General features: G+C 57.2%; 18 protein-coding genes. 15 read left to right on the top strand and 3 right to left on the bottom strand.

From position 1 onward, the window contains the following. Positions 1–19 precede the first annotated feature (19 nt). From flgG to N2K86_RS13635, 15 genes are all read left to right on the top strand, one after another. Positions 20–802 (top strand): flagellar basal-body rod protein FlgG, encoded by a 783-nt coding sequence (gene flgG / locus N2K86_RS13705; RefSeq protein WP_260658947.1) that lies wholly within the window; start codon positions 20–22, stop codon positions 800–802. Between the two features lie 64 nt (positions 803–866). Then, complete coding sequence (locus tag N2K86_RS13700; protein ID WP_260661690.1) at positions 867–1,553, top strand: flagellar basal body L-ring protein FlgH; 687 nt, start codon at positions 867–869, stop codon at positions 1,551–1,553. 1 nt (position 1,554) lies between these two features. Continuing rightward, on the top strand, positions 1,555–2,682 hold the full coding sequence (locus N2K86_RS13695; RefSeq protein WP_313771628.1) for a flagellar basal body P-ring protein FlgI: 1,128 nt from the start codon (positions 1,555–1,557) through the stop codon (positions 2,680–2,682). Then, complete coding sequence (gene flgJ / locus N2K86_RS13690) at positions 2,682–3,602, top strand: flagellar assembly peptidoglycan hydrolase FlgJ (protein WP_260658946.1); 921 nt, start codon at positions 2,682–2,684, stop codon at positions 3,600–3,602. Before N2K86_RS13695 ends, flgJ begins: the two co-directional genes overlap by 1 nt. Before the next feature lie 107 nt (positions 3,603–3,709). Beyond that, positions 3,710–5,350 carry a flagellar hook-associated protein FlgK gene (gene flgK / locus N2K86_RS13685; protein WP_260658945.1) on the top strand — a complete coding sequence of 547 codons (1,641 nt, stop codon included), beginning with the start codon at positions 3,710–3,712 and terminating at the stop codon, positions 5,348–5,350. Between the two features lie 10 nt (positions 5,351–5,360). Continuing rightward, complete coding sequence (gene flgL / locus N2K86_RS13680) at positions 5,361–6,251, top strand: flagellar hook-associated protein FlgL (RefSeq protein ID WP_260661688.1); 891 nt, start codon at positions 5,361–5,363, stop codon at positions 6,249–6,251. Positions 6,252–6,326: 75 nt separating this feature from the next. After that, on the top strand, positions 6,327–7,952 hold the full coding sequence (locus N2K86_RS13675; RefSeq protein WP_260658944.1) for a methyl-accepting chemotaxis protein: 1,626 nt from the start codon (positions 6,327–6,329) through the stop codon (positions 7,950–7,952). 158 nt (positions 7,953–8,110) lie between these two features. Next, positions 8,111–8,830 carry an RNA polymerase sigma factor FliA gene (gene fliA / locus N2K86_RS13670; RefSeq protein ID WP_260661687.1) on the top strand — a complete coding sequence of 240 codons (720 nt, stop codon included), beginning with the start codon at positions 8,111–8,113 and terminating at the stop codon, positions 8,828–8,830. A 367-nt stretch (positions 8,831–9,197) separates the two neighbouring features. Further along, complete coding sequence (gene flhD / locus N2K86_RS13665) at positions 9,198–9,548, top strand: flagellar transcriptional regulator FlhD (protein WP_260658943.1); 351 nt, start codon at positions 9,198–9,200, stop codon at positions 9,546–9,548. Positions 9,549–9,550: 2 nt separating this feature from the next. Beyond that, entirely contained in the window at positions 9,551–10,126 is a 576-nt protein-coding gene (gene flhC / locus N2K86_RS13660) for a flagellar transcriptional regulator FlhC (protein WP_041909315.1), read from the top strand. An 84-nt stretch (positions 10,127–10,210) separates the two neighbouring features. Further along, the gene (motA, locus tag N2K86_RS13655; protein ID WP_041909317.1) at positions 10,211–11,107 is read left to right on the top strand and encodes a flagellar motor stator protein MotA; all 897 of its coding nucleotides are present in this window, start codon (positions 10,211–10,213) and stop codon (positions 11,105–11,107) included. Beyond that, positions 11,104–12,009, top strand: a complete 906-nt coding sequence (gene motB / locus N2K86_RS13650) for a flagellar motor protein MotB (protein ID WP_260658942.1) — start codon at positions 11,104–11,106, stop codon at positions 12,007–12,009. Before motA ends, motB begins: the two co-directional genes overlap by 4 nt. Further along, positions 11,996–13,951: a chemotaxis protein CheA gene (cheA, locus tag N2K86_RS13645; RefSeq protein WP_260658941.1), complete on the top strand. Its 1,956-nt coding sequence runs from the start codon at positions 11,996–11,998 to the stop codon at positions 13,949–13,951. Before motB ends, cheA begins: the two co-directional genes overlap by 14 nt. Further along, positions 13,948–14,469, top strand: coding sequence for a chemotaxis protein CheW (locus tag N2K86_RS13640; RefSeq protein ID WP_260658940.1), 522 nt, complete (start codon positions 13,948–13,950; stop codon positions 14,467–14,469). The genes cheA and N2K86_RS13640 overlap by 4 nt, the downstream gene beginning before the upstream one ends. A 101-nt stretch (positions 14,470–14,570) precedes the next feature. Further along, on the top strand, positions 14,571–15,470 hold the full coding sequence (locus tag N2K86_RS13635; RefSeq protein WP_260658939.1) for a LysR family transcriptional regulator: 900 nt from the start codon (positions 14,571–14,573) through the stop codon (positions 15,468–15,470). Here N2K86_RS13635 and N2K86_RS13630 read toward each other — a convergent pair. The 3 genes from N2K86_RS13630 to N2K86_RS13620 form a co-directional block, all read right to left on the bottom strand. Then, on the bottom strand, positions 15,445–16,236 hold the full coding sequence (locus N2K86_RS13630; RefSeq protein ID WP_407065237.1) for a substrate-binding domain-containing protein: 792 nt from the start codon (positions 16,234–16,236) through the stop codon (positions 15,445–15,447). The genes N2K86_RS13635 and N2K86_RS13630 overlap by 26 nt on opposite strands. 15 nt (positions 16,237–16,251) lie before the next feature. Beyond that, positions 16,252–17,547 carry an MFS transporter gene (locus N2K86_RS13625; RefSeq protein WP_260658938.1) on the bottom strand — a complete coding sequence of 432 codons (1,296 nt, stop codon included), beginning with the start codon at positions 17,545–17,547 and terminating at the stop codon, positions 16,252–16,254. Positions 17,548–17,807: 260 nt separating this feature from the next. Then, on the bottom strand, positions 17,808–19,103 hold the full coding sequence (locus N2K86_RS13620; protein WP_260658937.1) for a serine hydrolase domain-containing protein: 1,296 nt from the start codon (positions 19,101–19,103) through the stop codon (positions 17,808–17,810). Positions 19,104–19,202: the final 99 nt, after the last annotated feature.

The following is a 19,202-nucleotide window of genomic DNA, read 5'->3' as shown; positions in this document are numbered from 1 at the left end:
TCGCGCAAGGAGCCACAATATGATTCGTTCTTTATGGATCGCAAAAACCGGGCTGGAAGCACAGCAGCTCAATATGGACGTCATTTCCAACAATCTGGCGAACGTCAACACGAACGGCTTTAAGCGTCAGCGCGCCGTGTTTCAGGATCTGCTCTATCAGAACATGCGCCAGCCTGGCGCGCAGTCGACCGAGCAGAACACCCTGCCGAGCGGCCTGCAGTTGGGCACCGGCGTGCGTCCGGTTTCCACCCAGCGTATTCACACCCAGGGGAACATAAACCCAACCGGGGATGAGTATGATGTCGCCATCGAAGGTGAAGGTTTTTTCCAGGTGCAGATGCCGGACGGCAGCACCGCCTACACCCGCGACGGCCACTTTGGCAAAAGCCCGGACGGCCAGCTGGTGAATGCCGAAGGCTATCCGATTCAGCCGGGCATCGTGATACCGCAGGATGCCACCAAACTGAATATCGGCAGCGACGGTATCGTCAGCGTGAAGGTGCCCGGTCAGGCGGAAGAGCAGCAGATTGGCCAGCTGACGCTGACCACCTTCGTCAATAACGCGGGGCTCGAAAGCATCGGCGGCAATCTCTACAAAGAGACCCAGTCTTCCGGCGCGCCGAACGAGCTGAACCCCGGCATGGAGAGCGCGGGCACGCTGAAGCAGAGCTACGTGGAGATCTCCAACGTCAACGTGGCGGAAGAGCTGGTGACCATGATTCAGGTGCAGCGCGCCTACGAAATCAACAGCAAAGCGGTCTCGGCATCCGACCAGATGCTGCAGCGCCTTTCCCAGCTGTAATGTCCTCTCTCTGGCCGCTCGCGCGGCCAGACTTTTTATCGACACTGAAATGAAAATATTGTCTATGCACATTCCGGCAGCCGCGCTGCTGGCCAGCGCGCTGCTGCTTAGCGGCTGCGCGCACATTATGCAAAAGCCCCTTGTTGAAGGCCCGACAACGGCAACACCATTACCGATGGCACCGGCAGCGACCGGCGGCTCACTGTTTCAGGCAGGGCAGGGGATGAACTACGGCTACCAGCCGATGTTCGAAGACCGCCGCCCGCGTAACGTGGGCGATACGCTGACCATCCTGCTGCAGGAGAACGTGAGCGCCAGCAAAAGTTCCTCCGCCAGTGCCAACCGTAATGGATCGGCCGGGATGGAATTGCTTGCCGTGCCGACGGGGGCCGGTAGCTGGCTGGGTGACGGGAAGGCGGATTTCAAAGCCCAGGGCACGAATGACTTCGCAGGCAAAGGCGGCGCGGCGGCGCGTAACACGTTTACCGGCACCATCACCGTGACCGTGAAAGAACTGCTGCCCAACGGCAACCTCGGCGTGGTGGGCGAGAAGCAGATCGCCATCAACCAGGGCACCGAATTCATCCGCTTCTCCGGGGTGGTGAACCCGCGCACCATTAGCGGCAGCAATACCGTGCCCTCCACCCAGGTGGCGGACGCGCGCATTGAGTACGTCGGCAACGGCTACATCAACGAAGCGCAGAACATGGGCTGGCTGCAACGCCTGTTCCTGAACCTTTCTCCTTTCTGATATGACCATGAAAAAAGAATCTATCCTGTTTTTTCTCAGCATCCTGCTGTATGGCATGACGCTGGCGCTACCCAAAGTGGGACACGCGGAACGTATTCGCGACCTGGCGACGGTGCAGGGCGTGCGTTCTAACTCCGTGATGGGCTATGGCCTGATTGTCGGCCTTGACGGTACAGGCGACCAGACCATGCAGGCGCCGTTTACCGGCCAGAGCCTGAATAACATGCTCTCCCAGCTGGGGATCACCGTACCCGCAGGCACCAATATGCAGCTGAAAAACATTGCGGCGGTGATGGTGACCGCCGAGCTGCCCCCCTTTGCGCGTCCCGGCGACAAGCTGGACATTGTGGTCTCGTCGGTCGGTAACGCCAAAAGCCTGCGCGGCGGTACGCTGCTGATGACCCCGCTTAAAGGGGCGGATAACCAGATCTACGCCATCGCCCAGGGCAATATTTTGATCTCCGGCGCAGGCGCGCAGGCGGGCGGCAGCCGCGTGCAGGTGAACCAGCTTAACGGCGGGCGCATCAGCGGCGGGGCAACCGTCGAGCGTGAAGTGCCGAACGATTTCGCGACCCAGAACATCGTGCGTTTGCAGTTGAACGAGACCGATTTCTCGCTGGCGCAGCAGATCAGCGACGCTATCAACCAGCGCTACAGCGGCGGGGCGGCGCTGCCGGAAGATGCCCGCACCGTGCGTCTGTTCGCGCCGCCGGACGGCCCGTCCCGCGTGCGTTTCCTCGCCAACATTCAGGACATCCCCGTGAAGGTGAACGTGCAGGACGCGAAGGTGATTGTGAATTCGCGCACCGGATCGGTGGTGATGAACCGCCACGTGTCGCTCGATTCCTGTGCGGTGGCGCACGGCTCCCTGACGGTTGAAGTGATGCAGAACAACATCATCAGCCAGCCGGATACGCCGTTTGGCGGCGGGGAGACGGTGGTGGTGCCGCAGACGGATATCTCGGTACGGGACAGCGGCGGCTCGCTGCAGCACGTGCGCAGCAGTACCGAACTGAACGCGGTGATCCGCGCCCTGAACAGCCTGGGCGCGACGCCGAACGAGCTGATGTCGGTTCTGCAGGCGATGAAAAACGCCGGCTGTCTGCGGGCGAAGCTGGAGGTGAACTGATGAACGCCTTCGACAAGTTCGATCAACCCGCCTTTGACGTCCGCTCGCTGGACACGCTGAAACGGGAGGCCGGGCGGCAGACGCCCGGCACGCTGAAGGCGGCGGCGAAGCAGATGGAGGGTATTTTCGTGCAGATGATGATGAAGAGCATGCGTGATGCCACCTTTAAGGACGATTTGCTGAGCAGCCAGTCTTCAGAGATGTACACCGCCATGCACGATCAGCAGGTTGCGCAAAACATTGCCGGGAGTGGTCAGCTCGGCTTTGCCGATCTTATCGTTCGCCAGCTGGGGGGCGAAAGCGATGCCCCGGTAGTCGCCCCGTCGGGGCGCGATGTTTTACGCCCAGGTCTGTCGTCTGCGCCCGCCACCGGCCCGCTGCGTCTGCCTGCGCCGGTGTCATTTGCCAAACCGGTCGAAGGGGCGCATCCGTTTATATCCCGTCTGCTGCGCCCGGCCCAGGCGGCTGCACAGCAGAGCGGGCTGCATCCCCATCTGATTCTGGCGCAGGCGGCGCTGGAGTCCGGCTGGGGGAAACGGGAAATCCCCGCCGCTGACGGCAGCCCGAGCCACAACCTGTTCGGCATTAAGGCCACGGGCGACTGGCGCGGCAAAACTACCGAAATCACCACCACTGAATATATCAACGGTGTGAAGCAGAAGGTGAAAGCCGCGTTCCGCGTCTACGACTCCTATGAACATGCGCTCTCGGACTACGCGAAGCTGCTGACCAAAAACCCGCGCTATCGCGGCGTGGTGCAGTCAGATTCAGCAGAGCAGGGGGCGAAAGCGCTGCAGGCGGGCGGCTACGCGACCGACCCGGCCTACGCGAAAAAGCTCATCACCATTATTCAGAAGGTAAAAGGCGATATTCAGCAGGGCGTGAATGCCTATAAAAACGATATCGACACTATTTTCTGACAAAGATGTTTTAGAGAATTTTTGAATCACCGATGAAATAAAAAGAGCCATGAACTTTCTGGCCCGGATGCGAACCCGGGCCCGCAATCAGGGAATATCCAGAACGTATGAATAACCTATTTAATTTAGCCAGAAACGGCATCAGCGTGGCGCAGGCCGCGATCCGGGTGACCGGTGATAACCTGACCAACGGCATGTCCGGCAACTATAGCCGCCGCAGCCTGATTATCGGTGAGCTTGGCGGCATGTCGACCGCGCAGGGATTTTACGGCTATGGCGCCCGCGCCAGCGGCGTAGAGCGTGCCTATGATGCCTTCGCCAACAACCAGCTGCGTGACTCGCTCTCCGGCTACGCCTCCTTCACCGGACGCATGGAGCAGCTGGCGGATATCGATAACATGCTCGCGGATGAATCGGATAACGTCTCCGTTTCGCTGGGCAAGCTGTTTAAGGATATGGCGACGCTGAGCGGCGACCCGGCGGATGGCCCGGCGCGTGCGGCGGTGTTTACCTCCCTTGACGTGCTGGCCAACCGCTATAACGCCAGCGCCAAACGACTGTCCGGGCTTGAAAAGAGCACCAATACCCAGATTGAGCGCAGCGCCAAAGAGATCAACAGCTATACCGAACAGCTGGCAGAGCTGAACAAGCAGCTGGAGCGTCATCAGGGGAACGGCGCGCCGCCTGCCGATCTGCTCGACCAGCGCGATGCGCTGCTGGAAGGGCTGAGTGAACAGCTGGGGATTACCGTCACCGAGGATCAGATTTCAGGTCGGGTGAGCGTCACGCTACCCGATGGGCGTCCGCTGGTTTCTGGCGGCACGGCCTACAAGCTGGAAACCTCTCCGTCGGATGCCGATCCCAACAAGATGATTGTGTCGTACGTGGATGCGAACGGCAAAGCGTCGCCGCTGGATGAAAACGCCATCACCAAAGGGCGTCTGGGCGGGCTGTTCAAATTCCGCAACGAGGATCTCACCGTCGCGCGTCAGGATCTGGATCAGATCGCCTTTATGATGGCGCACCGGATGAACGAGCAGCACGGCGAAGGGCTTACGCCTGGGGGTGATCCTGGTGGCGATCTCTTCTCTCTGCCGGATATCCACGCTATCGCGAACGCCAAAAACGGGGGCAGCGACGCGCTTGATCAGATCGCGGTGACCAATTTCAAAGAGGTGAAGTCGGAGAACTATGACATCAGCTTTGATGGCGCAAACTGGGTGGTGAAAGGGGCCGATGGTCGTACCGTACCTCTCGATCCCGCTGCACTACCAGGAGCGTTAAAGTTCGATGGTATCGAAATTACCCTTCCGGACCCTTCCTCCGCCGTTGCGGGGGATAAATTCTCGCTTAACCCGATGGCGGGCGCAGCCGAAGGCATCAGCCGTAAGCTCGCCAGCGCGCAGGACTTTGCGGCTGCCGACCCGACGGGCGGAGAGGGGAATAACAAAAACCTCGAAAAGATGCTGGAAATCCAGAATGAAGCATTAATTGGCAATAACACGCTCAGTGAAGCCTATGCCAGCCTGGCAGGCAAAATCGGTGAAAGCGCCCGCGAGGTGAAATCCTATGCCACCAGTGCCGAAGGCGATTTACGCACCAAATATGACACCAAACAGGAGTTATCCGGGGTCAACATGGACGAGGAATATATCAACCTGGATATGTTCCGCCAGTACTACAACGGCAGCGCGCAGCTGCTGAAAACGGCGACCGCCATGTTTGATGCCCTGCTGGCCATCCGATAAGGAAAAGATGATGCGATTAAGTACGCTTTATATGTACAAGCAAAGTTCGGAAGCGATGACAAAACGCATGAGCCAAAGTAATGAGGCTTATCTGCGGATGTCTGCGGGTAAAACGCTGCTCAAAGCCTCGGACGACCCAACCGCCGCGACCGATGCGGTAAAACATCAGGACGCGCTGGCAAAGCTGGAGATGTACAGCAGCGTGCGCTCCCGCGCGCGCGGCGCGCTGGAGTTTCAGGACCATATTCTGAACGGGGTGGGTAATTTGATGACCACCACCCTGAAGGAAAAAATAGTGGCGGCCGGAAATGGCGCTTATTCCGATGAAGATCTCCGGGCACTGGGCGAAGAGATAAAAGGGATCCGCGAAAATCTGCTGGATTTAGCAAACAGCCGCGACAGCAGCGGTCGCTATATTTTCTCCGGATTTAAAACCGATACGCCCGCTTTTGATGAAGTCGGCAATTATCGCGGAGGTAATGAAGCGCGTAAACAGACCGTTGCCGATGGAACGGAAATGCAAACGGGCCACCTCGGCGATGAAATTTTTGATGATATTTTTATGGTATTGAATGATGCCGTCGCGGCCTTGATAGCGGGATCGGGGTCGGCGGGCTTTGACGCTGCCCTCACCGCCGCCAGTCAAGGCATCGACGCGGGTATCGACCGCCTTGGGAAAGCCCAGGCCGAGCTCGGCACCAACATGCAGCAGCTTGACGCTCTGGATCTCACTGGCGACGTGTTGATTAACGACACCATTGTCAAAGTACAGGATGCCATCGGCGCCGACACCAGCATGCTGGTGTCGCTGGTGTCGGAGTCGCAAATGTCCGAGCTGGCGTTTAACGCCTCGATGTACGTCTATAAAAATATGCAGAAGATGAATCTGTTTAATATGTGACGTCCCAACCCGTTTAATTCCCTTTTTTCAGGCGCCACCGCGTACGGTTAAGCTGTGCGCGGCGGGTGAGAAACTATGTTAACGAAACTTAAAATATATAGCGCAATCAGCCTTATTATTGGTCTGTTTGCGGTGATGCTGTTCGGCGTAACAGCCTATTCCGTCTATGACGCGGTCTCTAATAACGCCAATTTTAAACGCATTGTCGTGGCCTCTGATAATAACGATCAGATGCGCGATGCGGCCTATAACATCAGCGCGGTGATGGCCAATACCAACGGCCTGATGCTGCAGGCGGCGCTGGGTAATCCGGTCTCTGAGAACGTGGCCAAACACACGCTGAACGTGGTGAAAATTGCGCGCCGTAATATGGATGCCTTTATGGCGTCGCCGTTCAATACCCCGGAAGAGAGCCGCCTGGCCGCCGAGGTGAATACGGCTTTTAACGAAGTGTACAAGGTTGCCGAAAATAAGCTGGGCTACCTGCAAAACCCGGCAGGGTATACCGGTTCGCTGGAACATGATATGGAGCTGCGCACCGCGCTGCGTAATAAGGTGGATCAGTACAGCGATGCCAGCGCCCGGTTGAGCCTGAGCTATATTGAAGCTTCCGAGCGCGGCTACCAGATCATGCTGGGCGTCGGGATTGTAGTGATGGTTCTGGCCGTCGGTCTGCTGTTCGCCATTCGTTTCTGGCTGCGCCACACCCTGGTACGTCGTATGGAGACGACGGTAGAGATGCTGCGCCGCGTGGCGGCGGGCGATCTCAGCCAGGAGATTGAAAGCGGTAGCCAGAATGAAATCGGTAATATGCTGACCGAACTGGAGAGCATGCGTACCTCCCTGACCAGCACGATCCTCGGGATCCGCGACAGCGTGCAGCGTATCCACACCAACGCCCAGGAAATTGCCCACGGCAATAACGATCTCTCCTCCCGCACCGAAGAGCAGGCGGCGGCGCTGCAGGAGACGGCGGCGAGCATGGAGCAGATCAAGACCACCGTGCGCCAGAATGCCGACAACGCCCACGCGGCCCGCGAGCTGGCGGAAAGCGCCAGCAACAATGCCCATAACGGCGGCGAAGTGATGCAGAGCCTGGAGCAGATCATGGCGCAGATCACCACCAGCTCGCGTCAGATTGCCGACATCAACGGCGTGATTGACAGTATTGCCAACCAGACCAACATCCTGGCCCTGAACGCGGCGGTGGAAGCGGCGCGCGCCGGTGAGCAGGGACGCGGCTTCGCGGTCGTCGCGGAAGAGGTGCGTAACCTGGCAAAACGCAGCGCCGATGCTGCGAAAGAGATTAACCAGCTGATTAACACCAGCGTGAGCAATATTGATATCGGCTCGCGTCAGGTGGGGCAGGCCAGCACCGTGATGCAGGAGATCGTGACGTCCGTGTCGCAGGTGACGCAGATCATGGGCGAAATCACGTCGGCCTCGGACGAGCAGAGTGCAGGTATAAACCAGATTTCGCAGGCGGTTAACGAAATGGATCTGGTGACCCAGCAGAACGCGGCCATGGTGGAAGAGGCGGCGATGGCGGCGGGCGATCTGGAAGCCCAGTCCGACGCGCTGGAGCGGCTGGTAGCGCAGTTCAGGCTGAACCAGGAGAGCACCATGGTGAACGTGGCTGAAGAGCCTGATAAGCCACGGCGTCAAAAAGAGCCTGACCTGGCCCAGTGGGAAACCTTTTAATCTTATTAATTACCATCATTAATGGCGCTGTTTATTAAAATAGCCCGTTAATGCAAATGAAGTAACAGAATGCGCATTTTTATAAAGGCTTATTGCACTATTTGAATGCGCCATTTCACCGGATAATTCTCGCAGAGAATAGCAGGTGGAATGCAATCGTGGATGGTATTTACACGGCCGAAGGGCTGGAAGATAAATCGGTAGTCTGGTCTAAATATCACTATCTGGTGCGGCAGGAAGCGTTGCGGTTACATAAGCGGCTTCCTGCCAGCGTCGAGCTGGATGATTTAATTCAGGCGGGTTCGATTGGTTTTTTAAGCGCAGTCGAAAGCTTTGACCCGAAAAAAGGGGTGACGCTCACCGCGTGGATCACCCAGCGGGTAAAATGGGCATTATTAGATGAGCTGAGGGAAAGCGACTGGGTTCCGCGGCGGGTACGAACCCATACGCGTGAAATTGTCGCCATTATTCAGCAAATAGAGCAGGAAAAAGGTGGGGAAGCGACGGAAGCTGAAATTGCGGAGCGCATGGGCGTGCCATTGCAGGAATTTCAGCAGATGCTGGCGGATAATAATACCAGCCAGATGTACTCGGTTGACGAGTTGCAGGAAAATTATGCTGATAGCTGGGAAACGAGCGGTGACGATCATGAGCAGCTTAATCCGCTAAATGACACCATCAAGGAAAATTTGATGGAGCAGATCGCCGGGCATATTCAGTTCATCCCCGAGAGAGAGCAGCAATTACTGCAGCTTTATTATCTTCAGGATGTGAATATGAAAGAGATTGGGCTGATTTTAGGGATTACGGAAACACGCGTGAGTCAGTTGCACAGTCTGGCGGTTAAAAGGTTACGCAGTCGAATGGAATCGGCGTAGAGATAATTACAAGGCATTAACATTAATCTTGTTAATACAGCCTTTAATGCAGGGTTAATCGTTAATATCAAGGTTTAATAAGGTTTAATAACCCTTTATTAATTCTTTAAATCAACGGGTTAACAGCAATTCAGGGATTTAGAGAAATTTCTGTCGCTTGTTCGGAAAATACTTAGTGTTTATGATTTTGCCAGTTTTGTGATGCAGCCTCCTTTGGCATTGACACGATTGTCATTCATTTACTGAGGAAGATTGACTTACCTGAGTGAATATCAATGCCAAAAGACTCTCTGCATCAGTTCGAAAACGTTATCTGACTAAACTGACATGCCAGCTGATGGCTAAATAACATTGGGAGTTTTCGCCTGTGTCTAATTTTGACGAGTACCTGCAGACTATTCATGATATTAACCTGTCCTATCTTCTGCTGGCCCAGCAGCTGATCCGCCAGGATAAATTTGCGGCGGGTTTTCGCCTTGGATTGTCTGAAGGGACAATTGATAACCTGAAAGAACTGTCGTTACCGCAGTTAATGAAGCTGGCGGCCACCAATCAGCTTATTTGTCGCTTGCGCGTTGACGATGAAGTGGTGATTGAAAATCTGACCAAAGATTCACGTATTGAAGCACTGCAGCAAATTCATACCGGCATTATTTTGTCGACCAATCTTCTTAACGCCTTAAGCGAAGAAGAAGCCATTACCGCTGAGGGGGCATAATTATGTGTGGTGAAAAAAGTCTGCTGCAGGAAATTGATGAGGTCAACATTGCCATGGGCTTAATTTCCCTTGGCGCAAGAATGCAGGTACTGGAGTCGGAAACGTCGCTGAGCCGTCGTCGTCTGCTTCGTTTATACAAAGAATTACGCGGCTGCCCACCGCCGAAAGGCATGCTGCCGTTTTCCGAAGACTGGTTTATGTCGTGGGAACAGAATATTCATTCTTCTATGTTCTACAACATTTACCTCTATTTAAAAAAGACCGAGCAGGGTCGCTCGATTGAAATGTTGATGAAGACCTATCGTCTTTATCTGGAGCAGTGCAGTACCTGTGCTGATGAGAAGCCGGTACTGGGGCTGACGCGTGCCTGGACATTATTACGTTTTATCGACTGCGGCATTATTTCGCGTAAAGCCTGCAGCGTGTGTGGCGGAGGTTTTGTCGTCACCACCGAGTTTATTAAAAACCCATTTACCTGCAGCTTGTGCAGCCCGCCGTCGCGTGCGCTGAAGAAATCCCAGGTGAATAACACCGGATTGTTAAGGAACGCGATCTCGCCAGAAATCATGACGGCGTAATCCCTGACGGACAGCTGTGCGCAAGATGGCGTTTACCTGATGCCGGGACAACCGGCATCGGTCAAAAAAGTAAAAGGAGAGAGTGTGTTAGTTATTGTTGGCTATCTTGTTGTCATACTGACCGTTTTTGGTGGCTTTATTCTGTCCGGCGGTAATCTGATGGCGCTGTTTCAGCCGCTGGAGCTGCTGATTATCGGCGGTGCTGGCGTCGGGGCGTTCATTGTCGGTAACAACGTGAAATCCCTAAAGGCCACCGGAAAAGCGCTGGTGAAAGTCTTCGTGGGCAAGCGCTATAACAAAGCGGTCTATATGGACCTGATGGCGCTGATGTTCCTGCTGCTGTCGCAAAGCCGTGTTCACGGGCTGATGTCGCTGGAAAAGGATATCGAAGATCCGCAGAACAGCGATATTTTTAGCGCCTATCCCCGCCTGATGAGCGACCCGATGCTCGCCAACTTTATCCTCGACTACTTCCGCCTGATGATTGGCGGCAGCATGAATTCTCATGAAATCGAAGCCCTGATGGATGAAGAGATTGAAACCTGCGAAGAAGAGCTGGAAGTGCCGGCCCACAGTCTGAATACCGTAGGCGATGCGTTTCCGGCCTTCGGTATTGTGGCGGCGGTGATGGGGGTGGTGAATGCGCTGGGTTCTGCTGACCGCCCGGCCGCCGAGCTGGGGATGCTGATTGGTCACGCGCTGGTGGGCACCTTCCTCGGTATTCTTATTGCCTATGGTTTTGTTTTGCCGCTGGCGACGCTGCTGCGTCAGAAAAGCTCCGATCAGGTCAAAATTTTGCAGTGCATCAAGGTGACGCTGCTCTCCAGCCTGAACGGCTACGCCCCGCAGATTGCGGTGGAGTTTGGCCGTAAAACCATCTTTACCAGCGAACGTCCGTCGTTTGAAGAGCTGGAAGAGCACGTGCGCGAGGTCAAATCTAACGCCACGCTGAAAACCAAAGCCTCGGACAGCGCCGCATGAAGAACGTCACGCCTGTCATCATTTCACGTAAGCGCAAAAAGAAGAAACATGCCCATCACGGCGGGACGTGGAAGATTGCCTATGCCGATTTTATGACCGCGATGATGGCCTTCTTTCTGGTCATGTGGCTGCTTTCCCAGTCCACGGACATGGAAAGAGAGCTGATTGCGGATTACTTCCGTATGCCGCTTAAGCCGTCGATGGCGAACGGTGATAAAACCAGCCTCAGCGACAGCGTCATCCCCGGGGGTGGGGATGACATCCTCAAGCGGCAGGGCGAAGTATTCAAAGGGCAAATCAACGCGATTGACAAGCACAAGCGCTTTGAAAGCCTGAAGCAGGCGAAAGAGAAGCTGCAGAAGATGATCGAAACCGATCCCCGGCTGAATAACTTTAAATCCAACATTCTGCTGAACCTCACGAACGACGGCCTGCTGATCCAGATCACCGACTCGCAGGACCGCCCGATGTTCCGCGTCGGTAGCGAACTGCCGGAGTCCTATATGAACGGCATTCTGCAGGCCCTGGTGCCGCTGCTTCAGGAGTTGCCCAACGCGCTGAGCCTGACGGGGCATACCGACTCGCTGCCGTATGCCGGGGGCGATGGCGGCTACAGCAACTGGGAGCTTTCCGCCGGGCGCGCCAACGCCGCCCGTCGGGTGCTGGTCCGCGGTGGGCTAAGCGATGAGCGCTTTTTACGCGTGATCGGCACCGCCAGCCGGATGCCGCTGGACAACTCGTCGCCTGAGAGTGCCGTCAACCGCCGCATCAGCATTCTGGTCCTTAGTCGCGCGAAAGAGCAGGAGATCCGCCTGGAGGATACTCATGCCCAGCGCGCAGACGGCGTGCTGAACGATATCAATCTGCAAAACGTGCAGGGTTATACCGATGGACATGAATGATTTTTCGCAGATTTTTTTTACCGAGGCGGAAGAGCTGCTGGCCGAAATGGAACAGCTGCTGCTGCAGCTTGACGTCGCGGCGCCGGACCTGGAGCAGCTGAACGCCATCTTTCGCGCGGCTCACTCGCTGAAAGGGGGCGCGGCCACCTTTGGCTTCAGTGCTTTACAGGAGACAACTCACCTGCTGGAAAATCTCCTCGATCAGGCGCGGGCAGGGGAGAGGGCGCTCAGTCGGTCAATCATCAACCTTTTTCTGGAATGTAAGGACATTATGCAAGCGCAGCTGGAAGCCTATCAGTCTTCGCAGGAGCCTGATGAAGCCCGTTATCGCTATATCTGTGAAGCCCTGAGGGAGATTGCCCTTGAGGGCCAACAGCCCGCGCCGCCAGCGGCAACCCCTGAATCCGCAGCACCGCAGCCCGTCAGCGCGGCGCAGGAGACGGAAACCTCGCTGGTGGTGACCCTGCATAACGTCGGGGAGCGCGAGCAGACGATGCTGCGCGACGAGCTGACCAATATGGGCGAGATTACGCACGTCGAGACGACGCCGGACAGCATGACGGTCACGCTGCTGACCACCGCCTCGGGGGACGATATCACCGCCGTACTCTGCTTTGTACTCGACAGTAAGCAAATTGAGGTGAACCCCGCAGAGCCCCTGACCGCACCTGCGCCAGAGCCGGAGCAAAAACCGGCTGCCGCGCCGGAGGCCGTCGCCAAAAAAGCGTCGCCAGCCTCGCGGGCGGCGAATCAGGAGTCGGGCAGCATTCGCGTGGCGGTGAGCAAAGTTGACCAGATCATCAACCAGGTCGGCGAGCTGATCATCACTCAGGCGATGCTCTCCCAGCTGTCGAGAACCCTCGACCCGGCCAGCTACGATCTGCTGTCCGGCTGCGTGGCGCAGATGGAGCGCAACACCCGCGAGCTGCAGGAGTCGGTAATGTCCATTCGTATGATGCCGATGGATTACGTCTTTAGCCGCTTCCCGCGGCTGGTGCACGACCTGGGCTCCCGTCTCAATAAAGAGGTCGAACTGACGCTCAAAGGCGGGTCCGCCGAGCTGGATAAGAGCCTGATCGAGCGCATTATCGACCCGCTTACCCACCTGGTGCGTAACAGCCTCGACCACGGTATTGAAGAGAAAGAGGCGCGCGTTGCCAAAGGGAAACCGGTGACCGGAAACCTGATGCTCTCCGCTGAGCACCACGGCGGCAATATTGTGATTGAAGTCAGCGACGATGGGGCTGGCCTTAACCGGGAAAAAATCCTCGCCAAAGCCCGTTCGCAGGGGATGGCCATCAGCGACACCATGAGCGATGACGACGTGTGGATGCTGATCTTCGCCGCCGGTTTTTCCACCGCCGAGAGCGTGACGGACGTGTCCGGGCGCGGCGTGGGCATGGACGTGGTCCGACGCAATATTCTGGCGATGGGCGGCCACGTGGACGTGCTCTCAACGCCCGGTGCCGGAACGACTATCCGCATTATCCTGCCGCTGACGCTGGCGATCCTCGACGGCATGCTGGTGAAGGTGGGGGACGAGATTTACGTTCTGCCGCTGGGCGCGGTGATGGAATCGCTGCGCCCAACCGACGAGATGCTGTGCCGCTTTGTGGGTGAAGAGCGGCTGCTGCAGGTGCGCGGTGAATATCTGCCGCTGGTGCTGCTGCGCCAGCGCCTCTCGGTGGCGGGCGAAGCGCCTGCCGACGACGGTATTGTGGTTATCGTGCAAAGCGCGGGCTGCCGCTATGCGCTGTGGGTCGATCAGCTTATCGGCCAGCAGCAGGTGGTGGTGAAGAATCTTGAACATAACTACCGCAAAGTGCCTGGCGTCTCCGCGGCGACCATCCTCGGAGATGGCAGCGTGGCGCTGATCCTTGATGTGGTTGAGCTGTCGACGCTCAACGTTCCACAACCCCAGAGGGAGGGGGTAATAGCATGACTGTAGCAACCGCCAGTAAACCCACCGCCGCTGACGTTACCGCACAGGAGTACCTGGTATTCCGCCTGGGCGACGAAGAGTACGGCATTGATATTCTCAAAGTGCAGGAGATCCGCGGCTGCGACCGCCTGACGCGCATTCCGAACGCGCCGAACTTTATTACCGGCGTCACTAACCTGCGCGGCGTGATAGTGCCGATTGTGGATCTGCGCGTGCGCTTTGAACTGCCTGACCCGTCGCAGGACGACAAAACGGTGGTCATTGTGCTCAATCTGAATGACCGCGTGGTGGGCATTGTGGTTGACGGCGTGGCGGACGTGCTGTCGATTGACGTGGATAACATCAAGCCGACCCCGGACGTGGCCTCGGTACTCTCCGGCCGTTACCTGCTTGGGCTGGGGGTGCTCGACAGCCGAATGATTATTCTGGTGAATATTGAGAAGCTGCTGAGCCGCGAGGAGATGGCGCTGGTAGAGTCGGCGGCCGAGTCATACATCGACGAACACTGTTGCGCATAGCACTTTCCGGGCGCACATCAGCGGCGAAGGTTGCCGCTGATGCATAACTCGCTATTATGAATGTTCGAGTTTCCAGAAAGCGCTAAGGATTGCCAGAAAGTATGCCCGTCAATTTCGACCTCAACGATCTTTACGCCTTCAGAGCCCTGGTGGAATACGGTAATTTCCGTATTGCGGCAGAATCTATCTGCATTTCTCAGTCTGCCTTAAGCCGCCGCATCGAAAAGCTGGAGGCGGCAGTGGGGGCCAAACTGTTCGACAGAACCACCCGGCGCGTGACGCTGACGCTCTTCGGGCAAACCTTTGCCGAGCGCTGTGGGGTGCTTCTGGAAAACGTGGAGTCGATGCTGGCCGATATCGACAAGGTGAGCGAGGAGCGCACCGGGCTGATCACCGTCGCCACTGTGCCTTCGGCTGCCTGTCATTTTATGCCCGAGGTTATCCGCCAGTTCCACAGCCGCTATCCACGCGTGCGCATTAAGCTTATCGACAGCAGCGCGGGGAATGTCATTGAGGCGGTGACCAGCGGTCAGGCGGATTTTGGTATCTGCTTTGCGAGAAGCCTGCAGCCGGAGATCGCGTTCATTCCGCTGGTGGAGGATGTGTACGTTGCCGCATGCCGTCGCGATCATCCGCTGGCGGGGCGTAAGAATCTGACCTGGCAGGCGTTTTTTCAGCAGGATTACATCAGCCTGGATATCACCTCCGGAAACCGCAACCTGCTCGACCAGATGCTCGGCCACATGAAGCCCGAGCGTCCGGGGATCTGTGAAACGCGCCACGTCACCACGATGCTGGGGATGGTGGAGGCGGGGATTGGCATTGCGGCCGTCCCCGCGATGTCAATGCCGAACGCTGAACATTCGATTCTGACGCAGATCCCGCTGACCGAACCCGAAGTCAAACGCACCGTCGGGCTGATTCGGCGCAGCGGGCGTATTCAGTCATGGATTGCCGCCGAGCTGGAAACGCTGATTACCGCGCGCTATCGCGCGGCGTAGCGACGGGGATCATCCCGGTAGCGGTTATCGTCTCCCGCGCGCTGGCTGACGCGAGGTAATCCAGCAGCGCTTTTGCCTCTGAGGGATGATCCGCGTGGGCCGTCACTGCACCGGCAAAACGGGTAATGTATTGCAGATTATCCGGGAGCTTGCCGACAAAGGTTATCCCCGGAACAGGCAGCAGCTCGCTCACCTGCTGGAGCCCGATGCTGTACTTCCCTTTTGCCACTTCCGACGCGACCGGGATCCGCTCAACCTTGTGCGCTTTTCCCGCAACCTGCTCTTCAATCCCCAGTTTTTTAAACAGCTGAGTTTGCACATACCGCCCGCTGGCGCTGTCGGAGTATGCGATAGCGTTCGCCTTCAGCAGGGTCTGGCGCAGGGTGGCCTCCGTGGCGATATCCGGCACCGGCGAGCCTGCTTTCACCACCACGCCGACGGGCGAATCCGCCAGCTCAACGCGCGAGCCCTCTTTGACCATCCTGTCCTTCGCCAGATGCGCCAGCGCATCCCCGACCATAATCACCACGTCCGCTTTTTCTCCGCGCGCCAGGCGGTTGGGGATGGCCTGGGGCGTTTGTCCCATGGATGGCCCCGGGATCAGCACAATGCGGTCGCCACTTTTGGCTTCATACTCTGGCGCGAGCTTTTCCAGGGCGGCTTTAAAACCGCCCGAGATCATAACGGTCACCTCCTGGGCCAGCGCCGCTGCGCTGGTTGCCAGCAATACCAGCCCGGTCAGTCCTGAACGCATAAATGTGTGCATATCATCCTCTCCGGATTAACGGGCTGTTTGCAGATGCAGCGCGCTGCGACGGTAGAGATAGAGCGTTGCCAGCATGGCGCAGACCGCCGCGAAGCTCATCCAGTACCCCGGGGAGGCTTTGTCACCGGTGTACTCAATCAGCGCCGTCGAAATGACCGGCGTAAACCCGCCGAAGACAGCGGTAGCGAGGCTGTACGCCAGCGAGAAACCGGCCACGCGCACTTCAACGGGCATGATCTCCGTCAGCGCCGGGATCATCGCGCCGTTATACAGGCCGTACAGGAAAGAGAGCCACAGCAGCACGCTCAGCATCATGGAGAAGCTTGGGGACTGCGCCAGCAGCGTCAGCGCCGGGTAGCTGGTCGCCAGCGCCAGAAGCGTCATGGCAATCAGTACCGGTTTGCGTCCGAAGCGGTCCGACAGCGCGCCGCCCACCGGCAGCCAGATAAAGTTAGAGATCGCCACCAGCAGCGTGACCAGCAGGCTGTCAGAGGCGCTCAGCATCAGCACTTTTTTGCCGAAGGTCGGCGCGTAGACGGTGATCAGATAGAACGCGGTGGTGGTCATCGCCACCATCAGCATGCCTGCAACCACAACCGGCCAGTTCGCCAGCAGGGTGGTAAAGACCTGACGCATCGCCAGCGTGTGGCGGCGCGCGCGAAACGCTTCCGTCTCTTCAAGCCTGCGGCGCAGGATAAAAATAAACGGCACGATTAAGCAGCCAAACAGGAACGGAATGCGCCAGCCCCATTCGCGGATGGCACTCTCTTCCATCAGTGCGTTCAGGGCAAAGCCCATTGCCGCCGCCACCATAATCGCCACCTGCTGGCTGCCGGACTGCCAGCTGGTATAAAAGCCCTTGCGGCCCGGCGTGGCGATTTCCGCCAGATAGACCGACACCCCGCCAAGCTCCGCCCCGGCGGAAAAGCCCTGCAGCAAGCGCCCTATCAGCACCAGCAGCGGCGCCCACAGGCCGATGCTCTCATAGGAGGGGATCAGCACGATCAGGAAGGTTCCCGCCGCCATAATCGACAGCGTGACGATCAGCCCTTTGCGGCGGCCAACCTTATCAATATACGCGCCGAGCATGATTGCCCCGATGGGGCGCATCAAAAAGCCCGCGCCGAAGACGGCGAAGGTCATCATCAGCGAGGCAAATTCACTGCTCGCCGGGAAGAAGGTATGCGCAATGTAGGTGGCATAAAACCCGAACAGGAAAAAATCGAATTGCTCAAGGAAGTTGCCGGAGGTGACGCGAAGTATCGCGCCCGCTCTTGCGCGAACGGTTGCAGGTGGGGTTGAGGAAATCATCGTAGTCTCCAGTTTATTATTGACGTGTTGTCCGTCTGTTTCTGAAAACTGGCTCATTAAACGGAAATTAATAAGCGCAAATCGCGCATGAACTGATGCGTGGCGTGCATCAATGACAGGACGTTGACCAGGATTTACGTTTCTAACAATAACTTAACAATTAATTGATTTTTCATTCACCGCATTCTGCTAAGTGGCTGATATCCCTGTTTTGTGACATTGCGCAGAAGATAAGCCAGGCTGGGCCTGGCTTATTCTATTCAGCGTAGCGCGTTCGCTATCGCGCTAAACATCAGCGACGCTTCCAGCGGCTGGGCGCTGAATGACGGTTCCGCCTGCGGCCAGGTGGACCACTGGACGATCACCAGGTTTTCCTTTTGATTCACCATAATCATCTGGCCAAAAATCCCCAGCGCCCACAGTGAATCTTTCAGGGAGTCCTGCACCGCTGGCTTAACGTCTGTGGCCGTAGCGGGCACCTCGTTGTTCCACCACTGATAGCCGTACAACCCTTGCGGGTGCGCCTTCGACACCGATCCCGTTGCCTGCGTCCAGTCTGCGGACTCCTTCACCCAGCCGTCAGGCAGGATCTGTTTGCCTGAGGGAAGCGTACCGTTATGCAGGATAAATTCCCCGAAGCGGCCCCAGTCTTCCAGCGTGGCGTTAAAGCCGTGGGCGCCGACGTCGTGCTGGCCCTTGCGGTAGGCATGCCATACGCCGTCGCTCGCCATCCCGTAGGGTTGCCAGATGCTTTTCTCCAGATACGCCGCAAGCGTCATGCCGGTGGCGCGTTCAAGCACGTCACCCAGTAGCCATGCGCCGCCCGAGGAGTATGACCAGTTTTCGCCCGCCGGGTGTTCGCGATGTAACCCTTTCACCAGCGTGCGCACGCAGTCATAGGTTCCCGGTTTCGCTTCACATTGGGTCAGCTGAGCGAAGTCCGATTTCGGGTCGGTATAGTCTTCATTCCACGCCACGCCGGAGGTGTGGGTGGTGAGCTCTTTCAGCGTCACGCCGTCCCATGCGGTGGCTTTCAAATCCGGTTCGTATTGGGTGATGAGGTCATCAAGGGAGCGAATTTTGCCCTCTTTGATCGCGACCCCAACCAGCGCCGAGACCACGGATTTGCCCACGGAACGTGAGGTCCAGAGCGTGGAGTCGGTATTGCCTTCACCCAGATATTTATAGGCCACTTTGCCGTTCTTCAGCACCAGCATACCGCTGACGTTCTGGCGTTTCAGGTAATCCTGAAGGTTCCAGGTCTTGCCGTTAACCTGGTAGCGGGCATCGGTGAGCGGTTTGTCTGCCGCCAGCAGCGGCGTAGCGTTGCCGTGGCGGAACACGTCTCCCGCATAGTTGCGGTAGTCATTACGAAAGCCCACGACGCGGTCGGACTGGCTCCAGGTCAGCATGGTATGCGCATCCGGCAGTTTGGCATCGAAAGGTGCCGGACAGGTAGTGAGGTCGGTACCGTTGCAGGCCGCCATGACGGCGGGCGAGAGCAGGCTGCTGACAACCAGCGCCGCGAGCAGCGTGCGGTTTGTTTTGATTTTCATATGTATCTCGTTTGGCTCAGGAAGGACTTCAGTTTAAGAACCCGCGGCCTATAATAAAAAACGCGTTATGGGGGAAAATCCCCCCGTAAATTAACGGGA

The organism is Enterobacter mori, assembly GCF_025244905.1.
In the GTDB taxonomy this organism is placed as follows: Bacteria; Pseudomonadota; Gammaproteobacteria; order Enterobacterales; family Enterobacteriaceae; genus Enterobacter; species Enterobacter mori_A.
This window is presented reverse-complemented; position numbering and strand designations above follow the sequence as displayed.

Coding starts and splice junctions, on each gene's coding strand:
- N2K86_RS13640 (WP_260658940.1), top strand. CDS start 13,948: ATGACTGTAGCAACCGCCAGTAAACCCACCGCCGCTGACGTTACCGCA.
- N2K86_RS13700 (WP_260661690.1), top strand. CDS start 867: ATGCACATTCCGGCAGCCGCGCTGCTGGCCAGCGCGCTGCTGCTTAGC.
- N2K86_RS13675 (WP_260658944.1), top strand. CDS start 6,327: ATGTTAACGAAACTTAAAATATATAGCGCAATCAGCCTTATTATTGGT.
- motB (WP_260658942.1), top strand. CDS start 11,104: ATGAAGAACGTCACGCCTGTCATCATTTCACGTAAGCGCAAAAAGAAG.
- cheA (WP_260658941.1), top strand. CDS start 11,996: ATGGACATGAATGATTTTTCGCAGATTTTTTTTACCGAGGCGGAAGAG.
- N2K86_RS13620 (WP_260658937.1), bottom strand. CDS start 19,103: ATGAAAATCAAAACAAACCGCACGCTGCTCGCGGCGCTGGTTGTCAGC.
- flgL (WP_260661688.1), top strand. CDS start 5,361: ATGCGATTAAGTACGCTTTATATGTACAAGCAAAGTTCGGAAGCGATG.
- N2K86_RS13695 (WP_313771628.1), top strand. CDS start 1,555: ATGACCATGAAAAAAGAATCTATCCTGTTTTTTCTCAGCATCCTGCTG.
- N2K86_RS13625 (WP_260658938.1), bottom strand. CDS start 17,547: ATGATTTCCTCAACCCCACCTGCAACCGTTCGCGCAAGAGCGGGCGCG.
- flgG (WP_260658947.1), top strand. CDS start 20: ATGATTCGTTCTTTATGGATCGCAAAAACCGGGCTGGAAGCACAGCAG.
- flgK (WP_260658945.1), top strand. CDS start 3,710: ATGAATAACCTATTTAATTTAGCCAGAAACGGCATCAGCGTGGCGCAG.
- N2K86_RS13630 (WP_407065237.1), bottom strand. CDS start 16,236: ATGCACACATTTATGCGTTCAGGACTGACCGGGCTGGTATTGCTGGCA.
- flhC (WP_041909315.1), top strand. CDS start 9,551: ATGTGTGGTGAAAAAAGTCTGCTGCAGGAAATTGATGAGGTCAACATT.
- flgJ (WP_260658946.1), top strand. CDS start 2,682: ATGAACGCCTTCGACAAGTTCGATCAACCCGCCTTTGACGTCCGCTCG.
- N2K86_RS13635 (WP_260658939.1), top strand. CDS start 14,571: ATGCCCGTCAATTTCGACCTCAACGATCTTTACGCCTTCAGAGCCCTG.